This window comes from Micromonospora sp. WMMD975 (genome assembly GCF_029581215.1).
Lineage (GTDB): Bacteria > Actinomycetota > Actinomycetes > Mycobacteriales > Micromonosporaceae > Micromonospora.
The window spans coordinates 2,613,119-2,629,937 of record NZ_CP120739.1 but is presented as its reverse complement, the minus strand read 5'-3'; the positions used below and the strand labels follow the sequence as shown (position 1 = coordinate 2,629,937).

The following is a 16,819-nucleotide window of genomic DNA, read 5'->3' as shown; positions in this document are numbered from 1 at the left end:
TGCGTCAACGCAGCGTCACCATTTTTCTGGCCCCAGGGTGCCCGGTTGACGCCCGGGTGACGCGGCGGACGGCACCGTGACGTGATCCGCGCGGCGTGACCGGTCCGCCGCGCACCGGGACATACCAGGGGAGGCCGCGGATGGACCGTTCGCTCATCGTCGCCAAGGTGGTACCCACCGCTGAGGACCGGGTCGCCGAGATCTTCGCCCAGTCCGACGCGACCGAGTTGCCCGGCCTGGTCGGCGTGCGGCACCGGTCCCTCTACCGGCTGCACGACCTCTACGTGCACCTGCTGGAGACGGAGACGCCGGCCGAGGGCGCGGTGGAGGAGGCTCGCGGGCATCCCGAGTTCGTCCGGGTCAGCGAGCGACTGCGTCCGTACATCTCGCCGTACCTGCCGACGTGGCGTTCGCCCCGCGACGCCATGGCCCGGTGCTTCTACCGGTACGACGCCGCCGGGCGGCGGCCGTGACCACCACCGCGCCCCGGGACGAGCAGCTCTGGTCCCGGTGCGACGGCTGCGCCTCGCTGCTCTACCGCAAGCGGCTGCGCCGCAACCTGGACGTCTGCCCCGAGTGCGGGGCGCACGCCCGGCTGGACGCGCCGGACCGGGTGGCCCACCTGGTCGACCCGGACTCGTTCACCCCGCTGCCGGACCGGGCGGTCCGGGTCGACCCGATCGACTTCGTCGACGCGTTGCCGTACCCGCACCGGCTCGGCGCGGCCCGCGCGAGCACCGGCCTGGACGAGGCGGTGGTCTGCGGCACCGCCCGGCTGGGCGGGCACCCGGTCGCGCTGGCGGTGATGGACTTCCGCTTCCTCGGCGGCAGCCTGGGCTGCGCGGTCGGCGAGCTGATCACCCGGACCGCCGAGCAGGCGCTCGCCGACGGCACCCCGCTGGTGCTCGTCACCGCCTCCGGTGGGGCACGGATGCAGGAGGGCGCGCTGTCGCTGATGCAGATGGCCACCGTCAGCCAGGCCCTGGCCGGGCTGCGCGAGGCGGGACTGCTCACGGTCAGCGTGGTCACCGACCCCACGTACGGCGGGGTGGCCGCGTCGTTCGCCACCAACACCGACGTGGTGCTCGCCGAGAGCGGCGCCCGGCTGGGCTTCGCCGGCCCCCGGGTGATCCGTCAGGTCACCGGCGCGGCGCTGCCGGAGGGCTTCCAGACCGCGGAGTACCTGCTGCGGCACGGGCAGGTCGACATGGTGGTGCCCCGGCACGCGCTGCGGGGGCGGCTGACCGCGCTGCTCGCCGCCGCCGAGGCCGGCCGGGCCCGCTCCACGGCCCGTCCGGCGCCGCGCCCGGCCGTCGCGCCGCCGGCCGCCCGGCCGGCCGGTGACCCCTGGGAGACGGTACGCACGGCCCGGCACCCCGGCCGACCGACCACGCTCGACTACCTGGAGACCGCCTTCGACGGCTTCGTCGAGCTGCACGGCGACCGGCTCGGCGCGGACTGTCCCGCGATTGTCGGCGGCGTCGCCCGGCTCGACGGCCGTCCGGTGATGGTGATCGGCCACCAGAAGGGTCACACCACCGCCGAGCTGGTGGCCCGCAACTTCGGCATGGCCAGCCCGGCCGGGCACCGCAAGGCGTTGCGGCTGATGCGGCTCGCGGCCCGGCTCCGGCTGCCCGTGGTGACGCTCGTGGACACGCCCGGCGCGGACCCGGGGGTGACCGCCGAGCAGCAGGGCCAGGCCGCGGCGATCGCGGAGAACATCCTCGCGCTGAGCGTGCTGCCCACCCCGGTGGTGGCGGTGGTGACCGGCGAGGGCGGCAGCGGCGGCGCGCTCGCGTTGGCGGTCGCCGACCGGGTGCTCATGCTGGAGCACGCCGTCTACTCGGTGATCAGCCCGGAGGGCTGCGCCGCGATCCTCTGGCCGGACAGCTCCGCCGCCCCGCAGGCGGCCCGGGCGCTGCGCCTCACCGGCGCCGACCTGTGCCGGCTGGGCGTGGTCGACGAGCTGGTGCCGGAGCCGTACCCGGCCGCGCACGGCGATCCGGCGGTCGCCGCCGAGCTGCTCGGCCGGGCGGTCGCGGCGACCCTCGCCCCGCTGCTCACGCTGCCACCGGCGACGCTGGTGCGACGTCGCCGGCAGCGCTTCCGCCGCTTCGGCGCCGCCCGAACCGCCGGCGCGTCGGCCGACGGCCGCCCGGAGGTGGCGTGATGGCGGACGACGGGGCCGAACAGGTGCTGGACGGGCTGCGCCGGCAGGCCCGCCAACTGGTCGCCGACCTGGCCGGGCCGGTACGCCGGGTGCGGCTGCGCAGCGGCGACGCGGCGCTGGAGGTGGAGTGGCACGACCCGGTGCCGCCGGCGCCGCGTACCGGGTCGGAACCGGTTGGCGAGCCGGCGTCGCCCGGCGGCGCGCAGGCGACGTCCACGGCGGACCGGCCGACCGTGCGGGCGCCCGTGGTGGGCACGTTCTACCGGGCCGCCGAGCCCGGGGCCGAGCCGTACGTCTCCGTCGGTGACCTGGTCCGGCCGGGTCAGGTGATCGGCATCGTCGAGGCGATGAAGCTGATGAACGAGGTGACCGCCGGCCAGGCCGGTCGGGTGGTCGAGGTGCTGGTCTCCGACGGCAAGCCGGTCGAGTACGACCAGCCGCTGATCGCCCTGGACCCGGTCACCGGACAGGACGGCTGATGTTCGACAAGGTGCTGATCGCCAACCGGGGCGAGATCGCCCTGCGGGTGCTGCGCGCGTGCCGGGAACTGGGCGTACGGACGGTGGTGGTGCACTCCAGCGCCGACGCCGACTCGCTGCCGGTGCGGCTCGCCGACGAGGCGGTACGGATCGGCCCGGCGGCCAGCCGGCGCAGCTATCTCAACGCCGCGGCGATCGTCGAGGCGGCCCGGCAGACCGGCGCCCAGGCCGTGCACCCCGGTTACGGCTTCCTCTCCGAGGACGCCGACTTCGCCGAGATCTGCGCGGAGAACGGGCTCGTGTTCGTCGGACCACCGCCGCAGGTGATGGCCGCGCTCGCGGACAAGTCCACCGCTCGGGCGCTGATGAGCCGCGCCGGCCTGCCGCTGCCGCCGGGGAGCGTGCGGACGCTGCCGACCGTCACCGAGGCCCAGGAGGTGGCCGCCGAGGTCGGCTACCCGGTGATCGTCAAGGCCGCGGCCGGCGGGGGCGGGCGCGGGATGACAGTGGTGCGCTCCGCCGCCGAGCTGCCGCGCGCGTACGCCCGGACCCGCGCCGCCGCGCAGGTCGCCTTCGGCGACGACCGGGTGTACGTGGAGCGTTACCTCGCCGACGCCCGCCACGTGGAGGTGCAGGTGCTCTGCGACGGGGAGGGCAACGGCGTGCACCTGGGCACCCGGGACTGCTCGGTGCAGCGCCGGCACCAGAAGCTGGTCGAGGAGGCGCCGGCGCCGGCGCTGCGACCGGCCACCCTGGACACGCTCGCCGAGGTCGCCCTACGCGGCGCGCTGTCGGTCGGCTTCACCGGCGCCGGCACCGTCGAGTTCCTGGTCGACGACGCGGAACGCGCCCACTTTTTGGAGATCAACTGCCGGATCCAGGTGGAGCACCCGGTCACCGAGATGGTCACCGGCGTGGACCTGGTGCGGGAGCAGCTGTACGTGGCCGCGGGCGTCCCGCTGCGCCTGCGGCAGTCCGACGTGCGGCTGCACGGGGTGGCGATCGAGTGCCGGGTCAACGTGGAGGACCCGGACCGTGACTTCGCGCCCGCGCCCGGCCGGCTGGACCGGTTCCGGCCGCCCGGCGGGCCGTTCACCCGGGTCGACACGCACGGCCACGTCGGCTACCTGGTCAGCCCGCACTATGACTCCCTGCTCGCCAAGGTGGCGGCCTGGGCGCCGGACCGGGACGCCGCGCTGGACCGGCTGGACCGGGCGCTTGCCGAGTTCGACGTGGCCGGACCCGGGGTGCGCACCACCATCCCGTTCGCCCGGCGGGTGCTGCGTGACCCGGCGTTCCGGGCCGCCCGGCACACCACCGCCCTGGTCGAGCGCCTGCTCACCCCACCCGCCGACGACGCCCGGCCCGCCGACGACGCCCGGCCCGCCGACGACGCCCGGCCCGCCGTGGCGGTGCCGCCCGTGGTGTCCGACCCGCGCGCCGCGACCGACCCGACCGGCCGTACCGCCGTTCCCGCCGTGCCCACCGCCGGCCCGACCATCTGGAGGAACCGATGACCCTCGCCCCCGACCGACCGCTGACCAGCGAGATCACCGAGATCCTGGTGACGCGCTGCGGCCTGGACCCGGATGCCGCCGCCACCGCGCCGGCGGCCAGCCTGGAGGAACTGGGCATGGACTCGCTGGCGCTGCTGGAACTCGCCGCGGTGGTCGCCGACCGGTGGCGGGTGAAGATCCCCGAGCAGGCCGGCGCGCTCAGCATCGCCGGCGTCGCCGACCTGGTCGCCCGCCGCGCCGACCCGCCCGGGCACACCGAGAACGCGGTGGACATCGCCGCGCCGCTGCCGCTGGTCTGGGAGATCACGAACGACGTGGCCGGGTGGACCGACCTGTTCACCGAGTACGCGGTGGCCGAGATCCTGCACCGCGACGGCGACACGGTCCGCTTCCGGCTCACCATGCACCCGGACGAGAACGGCGTGGCGTGGAGCTGGGTCAGCGAACGCACCGCCGACCCGACCACCCGACAGGTGCACGCCCGGCGGGTGGAGACCGGGCCGTTCGAGTACATGCGCATCCACTGGCGCTACGACGAGATCCCCGGCGGCACCCGGATGACCTGGACCCAGGACTTCGCCATGAAGCCCACCGCGCCGGTCGACAACGCCGGCATGACCGCGCGGATCAACACCAACAGCGCGATCCAGCTCGCCGTGATCAAGGAGAAGATCGAGCGGGCGTACGCGGGAGGCGCGCGATGACCGACACCACCACCGCCCGGGTCTCCGTCCACGACATACCGGCCGACCGGCGGCGCGGCGGCGAGCTGCGGGTGCTGCTCGGCCCGAAGACCGTGGGCAGCACCTCCGGCTTCCTGGGGGTGGCCACCCTCGCCCCGGGGGAGCGGATCGCCGAGCACTACCACCCGTACAGCGAGGAGTTCCTCTACGTCGCCCGCGGCGCGATCACCGTGGACCTGGACGACGAGCCGGTGCCGGTGGCCGCCGGGGAGGCGCTCTACGTGCCGAAGGACACGCGGCACCGGCTGCGCAACACCGGCGACGAGCCGGCCGAGGTGGTGTTCCACCTCGGACCGCTGGCGCCGCGCCCGGAACTCGGCCACGTCGACACCGAGAGCGCCGCCCCACCGCCACGGGAGCCGTCGTGACCGGCCGGCGCACGGTGGTCACCGGCGTCGGCGTCGTCGCGCCCGGCGGCGCCACCCGGGACCGGTTCTGGAAGACCATCACCGAGGGGCGCACCGCCACCCGGCGGATCAGCTTCTTCGACCCGTCGCCGTTCCGCTCGCAGATCGCCGCCGAGTGCGACTTCGACCCCGACGCCGCCGGGATCACCCTGGCCGAACGGCAACGCGCCGACAGGTACGTGCAGTTCGCGCTCGCCTGCTCCGCCGAGGCGCTCGCCGACAGCGGGCTGACCCTCACCGACGCCGAGCGGGAGCGGGCCGGCGTGGTGCTCGGCACCGCCGTCGGCGGCACCATGGCGCTGGAACAGGAGTATGTCCGGGTCAGCGACTCCGGCCGGCACTGGCTCGTCGACCACACCCTCGGCGGGCCGTACCTCTACCAGGCGCTGGTCCCCAGCAGCCTCGCCGCGGACGTGGCCTGCCGGCACGGCCTGCACGGCCCGGCCCAGGTGATCTCCACCGGCTGCACCTCGGGCATCGACGCGATCGGGTACGCCCACCAGCTCGTCGCCGACGGCGAGGCCGACATCGTGCTGGCCGGGGCCGCCGACTCGCCGATCTCCCCGGTCACCGTCGCCTCGTTCGACGCCATCGGCGCGACCAGTCCGGACAACGACGACCCGGCGCACGCCTCCCGGCCGTTCGACGCCGACCGGCACGGCTTCGTGCTCGCCGAGGGCGCCGCGGTGCTGGTGCTGGAGGAGGCCGAACACGCCCGCCGCCGGGGCGCGCACGTCTACTGCGAGGTGGCCGGCTACGCCGGCCGCAGCAACGGCTTCCACATGACCGGGCTGCGCCCGGACGGCGCGGAGATGGCGGTGGCCATCACCGACGCGCTGCGGCAGGCCCGGCTCGCCCCGTCGGCCGTGTCGTACGTCAGCGCGCACGGCTCCGGCACCCGGCAGAACGACAGGCACGAGACCGCGGCGTTCAAACGGGCGCTCGGCCCGGCCGCGTACCGGGTGCCGATCAGCTCGATCAAGTCGATGGTCGGGCACTCTCTCGGCGCCATCGGCTCGATCGAGATGGCCGCCTGCGCCATGGCCATCGAGTACGGCGTGGTCCCGCCGACGGCCAACTGGGCCACCCGGGACCCGGAGTGCGACCTGGACTACGTGCCGAACGAGGCGCGGGAGGTGCCGGTGGACGTGGCGCTCTCGGTGGGCAGCGGGTTCGGCGGCTTCCAGTCCGCGATGGTGTTCCGCCGGCTCGCCGTGGCACCGTCATGAGCGCGAGGAGTGAGCCGGGTTTGCGAGCCCCGCAGTCGCGAACAAGGACGGCGTCATGACGGCGCGGGCGGTGGTGACCGGCATCGGCGTGGTCGCGCCCAGCGGCGTCGGCGCGGACGCGCACTGGGCCACCGTGGCGGCCGGGACCCGGCGCACCGGCCCGGTCACCCTGTTCGACCCGGCGTCCTACCCGACCCGGGTGGCCGGCGAGGTGGCCGACTTCGACCCGGCCGGGTTCGTCGGCGCCCGGCAGCGGGTGCAGACCGACAGGTGGACCCACCTCGGGTTCGCCGCCACCCGGCTGGCGCTCGCCGACGCCGGGCTGCCGGAGGAGTCGCCCGACCCGTACCGCTGGGCGGTGACGCTCGCCAGTTCCTCCGGCGGCAACCTGTTCGGGCAGCGGGAGCTGCAACGGCTGTGGGGCGGGCCGACCCGCACCGTCGGGGCGTACCAGTCGATCGCCTGGTTCTACGCCGCGAGCGTCGGGCAGTTGTCGATCCGGCACCAGTTCAAGGGCCCGTCGGGGGTCACCGTGTCCGAGTCGGCCGGCGGCTTGGACAGCCTGGCGCACGCGGTGCGTACCGTCCGGCGGGGCACCCCGGTGGTGATCGCCGGGGCCACCGAGTGCCCGCTCAGCCCGTACGCGCTCGCCTGCCAGCTCCGCTCCGGGCTGCTCAGCGACGTCGCCGACCCGGCCCGCGCGTACCTGCCGTTCGACGCCGCGGCCCGCGGTTACGTGCCGGCCGAGGGCGGCGCGGTGTTCGTGGTGGAGGAGTTGGGGCACGCGTTGGGCCGGGGCGTCCGGATCTACGGGGAGATCACCGGCTGGGCGGCCACCCACGACGCCGCCCCCACCGACGCCGGGGCCGGGCCCGACCCGACCCACTACGCCCGCGCGCTGCGGCTGGCCCTGGACCGGGCCGCGGTCCGCCCGCACGACGTGGACGTGATCTGGCCGGACGCGCTCGGGGTGCCGGCGTACGACCGGGCCGAGGCCACCGCGTTGCGGGCGGTGTTCGGCGACCGGACCCCGCCGGTGACCACGCAGAAGCCGCTTACCGGGCGGGCCCACCAGGGCTCCTCGGCGTTGGACGCGGCCACCGCGCTGCTCGCGTTCCAGCGGGACGTGCTGCCGGTGTCCGCCGGCCCGGACGCCCCGGCGCCCGGGTGCGAGCTGACGTTCCTGCGTGAGCCCCGCCGCCCGCGCAGCCGGATCGCGCTTGTCGGGGCGCGTGGCTTCGACGGGTTCAACAGCGCGCTGGTGCTGCGCGGCGCCGCGCCCCCACCGGCCACCGCACGCTGAGCCGGGCAGCCGGACGCCGAGTCGGGCAGCCGGACGCTGAGTCGGGCAGCCGGGCCGGCCGGCGCCGGCGTCCGCGCAGGGGGGCGCGGCCGGCGGGCCACCAAGCCGGCGTGCGCCCGATCCTTCCTGCCCGATCGATCCTGAGCAATCCACCCAGCCGCTGTTTTGGATCTAGCCATTTGCATCTGGCGATGCTGGTGGGCCCGTCGTAGGGTTCCCCCAGCACAGAGAAGGGCGGATCTCGCCCCACTTCTAGGCTGGGCGGTGGCGGGTCGTGGTTGCACATCCCGTGGCGGACAATGCTGCGTCGACGACGGTGGACTGGGTGGACGACATCCTGTTGGCCGGGCGCGACACGGACGTCTGCCTGCGCCTACCCGAACCGGTCGACCGGGGCACGCTGCGCCGGCTGGTCGGTGAGGCGCAGGAGCGGCTGACCGAGGTCGGGCTGCGCCCCGGCGGGGCGGCGGCGCTGCGCCTGCCGCCGTCGCTCGCCTACGTGGCGCACCTGCTGGCCACCTGGCGCACCGGCGCGCAGGCGGTGCTGCTCGACCACCGGCTCACCGACCACGAGGTCGACCGGGCACTGCACCGGCTCACCCCGCAGGTGGTGGTCGCGCCGGTGCGCACCGGCGGCGGCGCGCTGCGCGTCTTCGTCGACGTCACCGCCGGGGTCAGCGCCTGGTCCGACCGGCCGGCCGGCAGCCCGCACGCGGTGATCCAGCTCAGCTCCGGCTCCACCGGACCGTCCAAGGTGATCGGTCGTACCGCCGCGGACCTGGTCGCCGAGGTACGCCGCTACACCGAGATCGACGGGGTGGCCCGGCCCGGCGAGCGGATCATCCTGCTGCCCAGCATGGTGCACGTGCTCGGCCTGGTCGGCGGCCTGCTCTACGGGCTGCACGCCGGCGTCGAGCTGTGCCCACCGGAGCGGCTGAGCGGCGACGCCGTGCTCGCCGCCGTGGCCGCGCAGGACACCCCGGCCACCGTGCTCGGCGTGCCGTTCCACATCGGACTGCTGGCCTCCACCGCGCCCACCGGGCCGCTGCCCCAGCTCAAACGCATGACCACCGGCGGTGAGCTGGTGCCCGCCGCGGTCGCCCGGGCGTTCACCGACCGCTACGGCGTCCCGCTCGGCAACATGTACGGGATGACCGAGGTCGGCGTCATCGGCACCGACCTGCACGGGCGGCACCGGCCCGCCATCGCCCCCGCCCCCGGCATCCGGGTCCGGGCGCAGGACGGCGAGCTGTGGGTGAGCTGCCCGGCCAACCCGTACGTCGGGCTCGCCGACCCGACCCGCTGGGCCGACGGCTGGCTGCACACCCGCGACGCCGGCCGGGTCGACCCGGAGACCGGGCTGGTGACCATCGCCGGCCGGCTCGACTCGCAGGTGTCGGTGGGCGGCCTGAAGGTCGACCTGACCGAGGTGGAAGCGACAGTCGCCGGGCTGCCCGGGATCACCGCCGCGGTGGTGGTCTGGGACGACGGGATCAGCGCCTACGTGCAGACCGACGGCACGCTCACCGAGGACACGCTCGACCGCCTGCTCGCCGAGCGGCTCGCCGGCTTCAAACGGCCCCGCACGCTGCGCCTGCTCGACCACCTGCCGCGTACCACCACCGGCAAGCTGGTCCGCTCCGCTCCGGCACTGCGGGACGCGGCGTCGTGACCGGCCCGCTGCGCGGCCACGACCGCCACCTGGCGCCCGCCGGGCGTCCGGCCCACCCCGACCCCCACCCCGGTCCGGCCGGGCGGCGCGCCACCCGCGCGCCGGATCCGCCGCCGCGTCAGCTCCCGCTGGACGCCGCGGTCACGGCCGGTCCGGACGGACACGGTGTCCCGACCGGGCACCGGTAACTGGTACCGAAATGAGGTCACACCCATGCGCGACGAGGTCCGCACCTTCGTCATCGAGCAGCTCACCGACATGAACTACGACGTCGACGGGGTCGACGACGGCACCACCCTCGGTCCCTCCGGCGTCGACCTGGAATCGCTGGCCCTGGCCGACCTCGCCGTCCGGGTCGAGGACCGCTACGGGCTGAAGTTCGCCGACGACGAGTCGGAGAAGCTGGCGTTGATGACGGTCGGCGAGTTCACCACGATGGTGGCCGACCGGGCGGCCACGAACAGCGACCCGTCCTGATGTCCGGTCAGCCCGACCTGGGGCGAGCTGACCTGGTGACCATGCTCGCCGAACTGACCGCGAAGCCCGTCGACGCGGTGCCGGACCGGCTCGGCTCGATGGAGCTGGCCTGGCTGGTACACCTCGTCGAGCAACGCTACGACCGCCGGCTGGACCTGGCCGACGACCAGCTCGCCGGCATCCGCACGGTCGACGACGCGCTGACGGTGTTCCGGACCTCGCTCACCGCTCCCGCAGATGGCTGAGCGGGAGACCGTACGGATCACCGGCACGCACGCGGTAAGCGCCCTGGGCAGGGGCGCCGACGCGCTGCTGGCCGGGGTGCTCACCGGCGCCCCGGCGTTCGCCCCGGTGCGCCGCTTCGACACCACCGGCCGCCGGGTCACCGTGGCCGCCACCCTGCCGGAGACCGACACGCTCGCCGGTGAACTGGCCGACGCCGTCGACCACGCCGGCCGGGACGCCGGGCTGAACCGGGCCGACCGGGCGGGCACCGCGCTGTTCCTGGCTACCCACGGCGGGCCGCGTTCGCTGCCCGTACCGTCGGGGGTGGACGAGCCGACGGTGCCGGCGCTCGCCGGTCACCTGGCCGCGCGGTGCGGCCTCGGCGGGCCCACCCGGGTCTACACCACCGCCTGCGTCTCGGCGAGCACCGCCGTGGCCGACGCCGCCGCGCTGATCCGCCGCGGTGACACCGACCGGGTCGTGGTCGCGGCCGGCTACCTGGTCGAACCCGACCAGTACGCGCTCTTCGACGCCGGCCGGGCGCTCGCCGCCGACGGGGCGGTACGCCCGTTCAGCGCCGGCCGCAAGGGTCTGCTGCTCGGTGACGGGGTGGCCGCGGTGGTGCTGGAGTCGGCCGGCGTCGCCGCCCGACGGGGCGCCGAGCCGGTGGCCACGGTCGCCGGCTGGGGTCGGGCCGGAGACGCCTACCACCCGTGCCAGCCGCACCCGGGCGGGGACGGGCTGGCCCGGGCGGTCGAGGCGGCGCTGCGCCGCGCCGGGCTGCCCCCGGACGTGGTCGGCTACGTCAACGCCAACGCCACCGGCACCCCGTTCAGCGACGCCGCCGAGGCGACGGCGTTGACCCGGGTCTTCGGCGACCTCGCCGGGCGGCTGCCGGTCAGCTCCACCAAGTCGGTGCACGGGCACGCGCTGGAGGCGTCCGGGCTGCTCGAACTGGTGGTCACCGTGCTGGCGCTGCGGCACGGCAAGCTGCCGCCGACCGCCGGCTGGCTGGCCCCGGACCCGGACTGCCCGGTGGACGTCATCCGCGACGCCCCCCGCCCGGTGGCCACCGGCCACGCGCTGACCCTGAACTCCGCCTTCGGCGGCGCGAACACCGCCCTCCTGGTCGGTGTCCCGTGACCCCGCCGGCCCGACCCGCGGTGCTGGCCGAGGCGCGGTGGCCCGAGGACGGGGACGCGGCGGCGCCGGCCCTGCCGGGGTTCGTGCACTCGGCGTTCGCGCCGCTGGTGGCGGCCGTCGCCGATCGGTGCCTCACCCGGCGGTACGGCGGCGGGCCGCTGCCGGCCGGCAACCGGACGGCGGTGCTGCTGGTCAGCGCGGGCGGGGACACGGCCGGCGCGGCGCACGTGCGGGCGACCGTGGCGGCCGGCGGGCGGGTCGGCCCGCTGTTCTTCTTCCAGTCGGTGCCGAACAGCGTTGCCGGGCACGTCGCGGCCCGCTGGGGGCTGGACGGGCCGGTGGTGTGCCTCAGCCCGACCGGCGACCCGTGGGCCGACGGGGAGGCCGAGGCGGACCTGCTGTGCCACGACGGCGACGCCGCGCAGGCGTTGCTGATCCTGATCGAACTGGCACCGGACGGCACGTCGGGGGAGGCGCGCGCGGTGCTGCTGGGGGAGGAGACACGTCAATGAGGACGCGAGGACTACGCGGCGCGCTGGCCGCCGACACCGACCTGGGCGCGGGCAACGTGCTCGCCCGGGTGCTGGCCCACGGCGCCGACCCGGACGGTCCGGGGCTCACGTTCGACACCGCTGTCGACGGGCATCCGGCCGAGACTCCGCTGACCCTGGGCGAACTCGACCGGATGGTGACCGCCCGGGCGGCCTGGCTGCACGAACGGGGGGTGACGCCGCGTGACCCGGTGGCGGTGTGGGCCGGCACGGCCGCCGACATGGTGCTGTCGTTCCTGGCGCTGACCCGCCTCGGTGCCATCCCGGCGCTGATGAACGGCAGGCTGCGCCCGGAGATCGCCGCCGAGTACATCCGCCGGCTGCGCGCCGTCGGGGTGCTCGCCGACGCGGCGCACGCCGAGGCGCTGGCCGGGCACGACCTGGGCGCCCCGATGATCGGCGAACCCGCGCAGGCCGGCGGCGGGGACCCGGACGCCGCGCCGGCGCACTACCGGCACCACCCGGACGACCCGATCGTGATCACCCACACCTCCGGCACCACGGGCGTGCCGAAGGCGGTGCTGCACTCGCACGCCAGCCTCTTCGCCGCCACCCGGCACCTGCTGTCCATGCCGCAGGCGCAGGGCACCAGCCGGATCCTCAACGCGCTGCCCGCCCCGCACACCGCCACCGTGCTCATGGTCAACCAGGCGCTTGGTAACCGGGCCGAGATGTTCCTCCTCTCCGAGCAGGGCGGCGAACGGGTCCTCGACGCGATCCAGCGGTGGCGCCCGGACGGCGTCTTCGGGTTCTCGGTGACCTGGGCCGAGCTGGCCCGCTTCGACCTGTCCGGCTACGACCTGGACTCGGTGCGGCTGTGGTTCAACACCGGCGACTGCTCGCACGAGCCGCACGTGCGCAAGCTGGTCGCGGCCGGCTCACGGGACGTGGTGACCCGCGGCGGCGTGACCCGGATGCCCGGCTCGGTCTTCATCGACGGGCTCGGCTCCAGCGAGATGGGACACTCGATGTTCCACGTCACACACACCGTCGACACCGACCGCTACGGCCGCTGCGTCGGCCGTCCGTACCGGTTCACCACCGTCGCGGTCCTCGACGCCGACGGCAACGAGTTGCCCGCCGGCCAGGTCGGCTGGCTGGGCATCGACTCGCCGTCGCTGTTCCGCGGCTACTGGAACGACTCGGTCACCACCTACCGCTACCGGCTGCGCGGCTGGTACCTCACCGGGGACCTGGTGTACGCCGACGACGCCGGCCGCTACTACCACCTGGACCGGGCGGTCGACTCGGTCGAGGTCGGCGGCGGGAAGCGCTTCTTCACCGCGCTGTCCGAGGAACGGATCCTCGCCGCCTGCCCCGACGTGACCGACTGCACCGTGGTCATCGTCAAGGGGCCCGACGGCACGGTGACCACCGACGTGCTGCTGGAACTGGCCGCCGGGGCCGACCCGGCGCAGGACCGCACCGCCGGCATCCGCGCCGCGCTCGGCCCGGACGTGGCCGCCACGCTGCGCCGGGTCGTGCCGGTACGCGCCGACGACATCCCGGTCACCGTGACCGGCAAGGTCCGCAAGGTGGCGCTGCGCGAGCGCTACCTGACCGAGTCGCCGTCATGACCGCCCTGATCACCGGCATGGGCCTGTTCACGCCGGCCGGCCGGGGCGTGGCGGAGACATTCGACGCGCTGCTCACCGGCCGCTCCGGGCTGTCCCGTCCCCCGGAGGGGCACCCGGCGCGGGACAGCCTGGAGGTGGCCGGGGTGCTGCCGGAGATCGACCCGCGCAGCGTCGCCTCCGGACCGGAGACCAAGGTGCTCGACCGGGTCGTGCTGCTCGCCCTGCTCACCGCCGCCGAGGCGCTCGCCGACGCCGGCCTTCAGGTGGGGCGCGACGTCGACCCGGAGCGGACCGCGGTGATCGTCGGCGGGGTCGGCGGGATGTCCACGCTGGAACGGCAGATCGTGGCCCGCGCCGACCGGGGCCGGGCGGCGGTCAGCCCGTACCTGCTCACCGGCATCCTGCCGAACATGCCCTCGGCGCGCATCGCCATCGCGCACGGCATCCGCGGCTACAGCTCGTCGGTCGGCACGGCCTGCGCCTCCGGCGCCCAGGCGGTCGCCGACGGGGTACGCCTCATCCGCGCCGGCGAGGCCGACGTGGTGGTCTGCGGGGCCAGCGAGGCGCCGCTGTTCGGCACGTTCGCCGACACGTTCACCAACGCCCGGGCGCTGGCCCGGGGCTGGGACGAACCCACCGAGGCGAGCCGCCCGTTCGACAAGCGGCGCAACGGGTTCGTGCTCTCCGAGGGCGCGGCGCTGCTGGTGCTGGAACGGGACGGGCACGCCGCCGCCCGGGGCGTGACCGGCTACGCCGCGGTCGCCGGCTACGGGACGAACACCGACGCGTACCACCCGACCGCGCCCCGGCCGGACGGCGCCGGGGCCGCCGCGTGCATGCGCCGGGCCCTCGCGGCCGGCGGGATCGAACCGGCCGACGTCGGCTACGTGAACGCGCACGGCACCGGCACCCGGCTCGGCGACGTCGCCGAGACCACCGCGCTGGCCGAGGTGTTCGGCGTCGGCGGGGTGCCGGTCAGCTCCACCAAGGCGCTCACCGGGCACCTGCTCGGCGCGTCCGGGGTGCTGGAGGCCGCGGCCACCGCGCTGGCGCTGCGCCGCGGTCTGCTCCCACCCACGTACCACCTGGACGACCCGGACCCGGAGTGCGAGGCGGACCACGTCCGCGCCGTGCCCCGGCCCACCCGGACCGACCACGCGCTGACGAACTCGTTCGGGTTCGGCGGCCAGAACGTCAGCCTGCTGCTGCGCCGGGTCGCCACCCCGGTCGCGGGCTGACCGGACTCCATCCCGGGCGAGGCGCCCGGGCCGCGATCACGGGGGGAAGAGGGGAAGCCCATGCACGTCAACGGCATAGACCATCTGGAGTTGTACGTGGGGGACGCCCGGCAGGCGGCCTTCTACTTCGACACCGCGGTCGGCTTCCGGCTGCACGGCCAGGGCGGACCGGAGACCGGGCTGGCCGGGCAGCGTTCGCTGCTGCTGGCCCAGGCCGGCATCCGGCTGCTGCTGACCACCGGGCTGTCCGCGGAGCACCCGGCGGCGACCTACGTGCACCGGCACGGCGACGGCATCGCCGTGGTCGCGCTCGCGGTCGACGACGCCGCCGGGGCGTACGCGGAGCTGGTCGAACGGGGCGCGACCGGGGTGACGCCGCCGCGCACCCACACCGGCGCGGACGCCGAGGTGGTGGTCGCCGAGGTCGGCGGCTTCGGCGACGTGCTGCACCGCCTCGTCGAGCGGCGCGGCGACCCGACCGTGTTCCTGCCCGGCGCGATCGAGCCGGTGCCGGTCGCGGACGGCGACGCGCTGCTGGCCGAGGTGGACCACCTGGCGGTCTGCGTGCCGCCGGGGCAGCTCGACGCCACGGTCGCGCACTACGAGAAGGTGTTCGGCTTCGCCGAGATCTTCGCCGAGCACATCGAGGTCGCCGGGCAGGCGATGAACTCCAAGGTGGTGCAGGACTCGTCCGGCCAGGTGACCCTGGTGCTGCTGGAACCGGACACGAGCGCCCGGCCCGGGCAGATCGAGGACTTCCTGCGCTGGCACGCCGGGGCCGGGGTGCAGCACCTCGGGCTGCGCACCGACGACATCGTCACCACGGTCGGCGCGCTCGCCGGCCGTGGCGTGCGGTTCGCCCGCACGCCCGACGCCTACTACGACGACCTGGAGCAGCGGGTCGGTCGGCTGGACGCGCCGGTGGACCGGCTGCGCGAGCTGAGCATCCTGGTCGACTCCGACCACGACGGGCAGCTCCTGCAGATCTTCACCGAGTCGATGCACGTGCGTCGCACGCTCTTCCTCGAGGTGATCGAGCGGCGCGGGGCGCGCACCTTCGGCAGCGGCAACATCAAGGCCCTCTACGAGGCCAAGGAACGCGAGCTGGCCGCGGCGGGGGCGACCCCCGCCGTCGCGGCCGGAGGGTTGGAGGGGTAGGGCCCATGACCACCATCGATCCCGGGCTGACCGCCGAGGAGGAGGCGCTGCTGCCCTCCGACGACGACGTCCGGCACTACGCCGAACACGGCTGGTACCTGTCGAAGAAGCTGTTCACCGACGACGAGGTGGACGACCTCGTCGCGGCGACCGACCGCTACTACGCCGGGGAACGCGACCGGCGGCTGCCGGCGCGCCCGCCGAAGCTCGCCTACTGGGAGCCGTCCAAGGGCGACGTGCAGCGGCACAACGACTACGTCCACCACGAGCACGACGGCATCGCCCGGATCCTGCGCAAGCCGCTGATCGGCGCGGTCGCCGCCCGGCTGGCCCGGGCCACCGAGATCCGGATCTTCCAGTCCACACTGATCTGGAAGCCGCCGATCGCCGGCGAGCCGTCGAACATCGTGCCCTGGCACTTCGACAAGCACTACTGGGCGTCCTCGTCGTCGGAGGACATGCTCACCGCGTTCATCCCGTTCCACGACTGCGGCCCGGAGATGGGCACCATCACCATGGTCGACGGCTCGCACCGGTGGCGGGAGATCGGCGCGGACGACACGGTGGTGCGGCACTTCGCCGACCGGGACCGCGACCAGCTCGAGGCGATGCTCGCGGAGAACGCGGCGTACAACGACGCCGAGATCCGCAAGGTCCCGATGGTGATCCCGAAGGGGCACATGAGCTTCCACCACTGCCGCACCTACCACGGCAGCGGCGCGAACGTCAGCGGGCGGCCCCGGCGGGCCGTCTCGCTGCACCTGCAGGACGGCGCGAACGCCTGGCGGGAGTATCCGCTCTCCGACGGCACGCTCGCCGCGTACAACCACGACGTGCTGGTCCGCCGCACCCACGAGGGTTGGCCGGACTACGCGGACCCCGACTACTGCCCGGTCATCTGGCGCGACCGCGCCCAGCAGGGAGGCTGAC

At 75.2% G+C, this 16,819-nt stretch carries 17 protein-coding genes; all 17 read left to right on the top strand.

Annotated elements, in window-relative coordinates:
* Positions 1-140 precede the first annotated feature (140 nt).
* The 17 genes from O7613_RS11385 (at position 141) to O7613_RS11305 (ending at position 16,818) form a co-directional block, all read left to right on the top strand.
* Positions 141-473: a TcmI family type II polyketide cyclase gene (locus tag O7613_RS11385; RefSeq protein ID WP_281588922.1), complete on the top strand. Its 333-nt coding sequence runs from the start codon at positions 141-143 to the stop codon at positions 471-473.
* A complete protein-coding gene (locus tag O7613_RS11380) occupies positions 470-2,170 on the top strand; it encodes an acetyl-CoA carboxylase carboxyltransferase subunit alpha (protein WP_282293728.1) in 1,701 nt (566 codons plus the stop codon). Before O7613_RS11385 ends, O7613_RS11380 begins: the two co-directional genes overlap by 4 nt.
* A complete protein-coding gene (locus O7613_RS11375; RefSeq protein WP_281588926.1) occupies positions 2,170-2,649 on the top strand; it encodes a biotin/lipoyl-containing protein in 480 nt (159 codons plus the stop codon). Before O7613_RS11380 ends, O7613_RS11375 begins: the two co-directional genes overlap by 1 nt.
* A complete protein-coding gene (locus tag O7613_RS11370) occupies positions 2,649-4,166 on the top strand; it encodes an acetyl-CoA carboxylase biotin carboxylase subunit (protein WP_282293726.1) in 1,518 nt (505 codons plus the stop codon). The genes O7613_RS11375 and O7613_RS11370 overlap by 1 nt, the downstream gene beginning before the upstream one ends.
* Positions 4,163-4,870, top strand: coding sequence for an SRPBCC family protein (locus tag O7613_RS11365; protein WP_281588929.1), 708 nt, complete (start codon positions 4,163-4,165; stop codon positions 4,868-4,870). Before O7613_RS11370 ends, O7613_RS11365 begins: the two co-directional genes overlap by 4 nt.
* Positions 4,867-5,277, top strand: a complete 411-nt coding sequence (locus tag O7613_RS11360; RefSeq protein WP_282293724.1) for a cupin domain-containing protein — start codon at positions 4,867-4,869, stop codon at positions 5,275-5,277. Before O7613_RS11365 ends, O7613_RS11360 begins: the two co-directional genes overlap by 4 nt.
* Positions 5,274-6,545 carry a beta-ketoacyl-[acyl-carrier-protein] synthase family protein gene (locus O7613_RS11355; protein WP_281588932.1) on the top strand — a complete coding sequence of 424 codons (1,272 nt, stop codon included), beginning with the start codon at positions 5,274-5,276 and terminating at the stop codon, positions 6,543-6,545. The genes O7613_RS11360 and O7613_RS11355 overlap by 4 nt, the downstream gene beginning before the upstream one ends.
* Before the next feature lie 55 nt (positions 6,546-6,600).
* On the top strand, positions 6,601-7,848 hold the full coding sequence (locus O7613_RS11350) for a beta-ketoacyl synthase N-terminal-like domain-containing protein (RefSeq protein ID WP_282293722.1): 1,248 nt from the start codon (positions 6,601-6,603) through the stop codon (positions 7,846-7,848).
* Between the two features lie 289 nt (positions 7,849-8,137).
* On the top strand, positions 8,138-9,520 hold the full coding sequence (locus O7613_RS11345; RefSeq protein ID WP_282293719.1) for a class I adenylate-forming enzyme family protein: 1,383 nt from the start codon (positions 8,138-8,140) through the stop codon (positions 9,518-9,520).
* A gap of 213 nt (positions 9,521-9,733) precedes the next feature.
* Positions 9,734-9,997: an acyl carrier protein gene (locus tag O7613_RS11340; RefSeq protein ID WP_282293718.1), complete on the top strand. Its 264-nt coding sequence runs from the start codon at positions 9,734-9,736 to the stop codon at positions 9,995-9,997.
* Entirely contained in the window at positions 9,997-10,242 is a 246-nt protein-coding gene (locus tag O7613_RS11335; protein WP_282293717.1) for an acyl carrier protein, read from the top strand. The genes O7613_RS11340 and O7613_RS11335 overlap by 1 nt, the downstream gene beginning before the upstream one ends.
* Complete coding sequence (locus tag O7613_RS11330; RefSeq protein ID WP_281588942.1) at positions 10,235-11,365, top strand: beta-ketoacyl synthase N-terminal-like domain-containing protein; 1,131 nt, start codon at positions 10,235-10,237, stop codon at positions 11,363-11,365. The genes O7613_RS11335 and O7613_RS11330 overlap by 8 nt, the downstream gene beginning before the upstream one ends.
* Positions 11,362-11,877: a hypothetical protein gene (locus tag O7613_RS11325; protein ID WP_281588944.1), complete on the top strand. Its 516-nt coding sequence runs from the start codon at positions 11,362-11,364 to the stop codon at positions 11,875-11,877. The genes O7613_RS11330 and O7613_RS11325 overlap by 4 nt, the downstream gene beginning before the upstream one ends.
* Positions 11,874-13,493, top strand: a complete 1,620-nt coding sequence (locus O7613_RS11320) for a class I adenylate-forming enzyme family protein (RefSeq protein WP_282293716.1) — start codon at positions 11,874-11,876, stop codon at positions 13,491-13,493. Before O7613_RS11325 ends, O7613_RS11320 begins: the two co-directional genes overlap by 4 nt.
* Positions 13,490-14,731, top strand: a complete 1,242-nt coding sequence (locus tag O7613_RS11315) for a beta-ketoacyl-[acyl-carrier-protein] synthase family protein (protein ID WP_282293715.1) — start codon at positions 13,490-13,492, stop codon at positions 14,729-14,731. Before O7613_RS11320 ends, O7613_RS11315 begins: the two co-directional genes overlap by 4 nt.
* A gap of 60 nt (positions 14,732-14,791) precedes the next feature.
* Complete coding sequence (gene hppD / locus O7613_RS11310; protein ID WP_281588949.1) at positions 14,792-15,889, top strand: 4-hydroxyphenylpyruvate dioxygenase; 1,098 nt, start codon at positions 14,792-14,794, stop codon at positions 15,887-15,889.
* A 5-nt stretch (positions 15,890-15,894) separates the two neighbouring features.
* Positions 15,895-16,818 (top strand): phytanoyl-CoA dioxygenase family protein, encoded by a 924-nt coding sequence (locus O7613_RS11305; protein ID WP_281588950.1) that lies wholly within the window; start codon positions 15,895-15,897, stop codon positions 16,816-16,818.
* The last annotated feature ends 1 nt before the right edge of the window (position 16,819 follow it).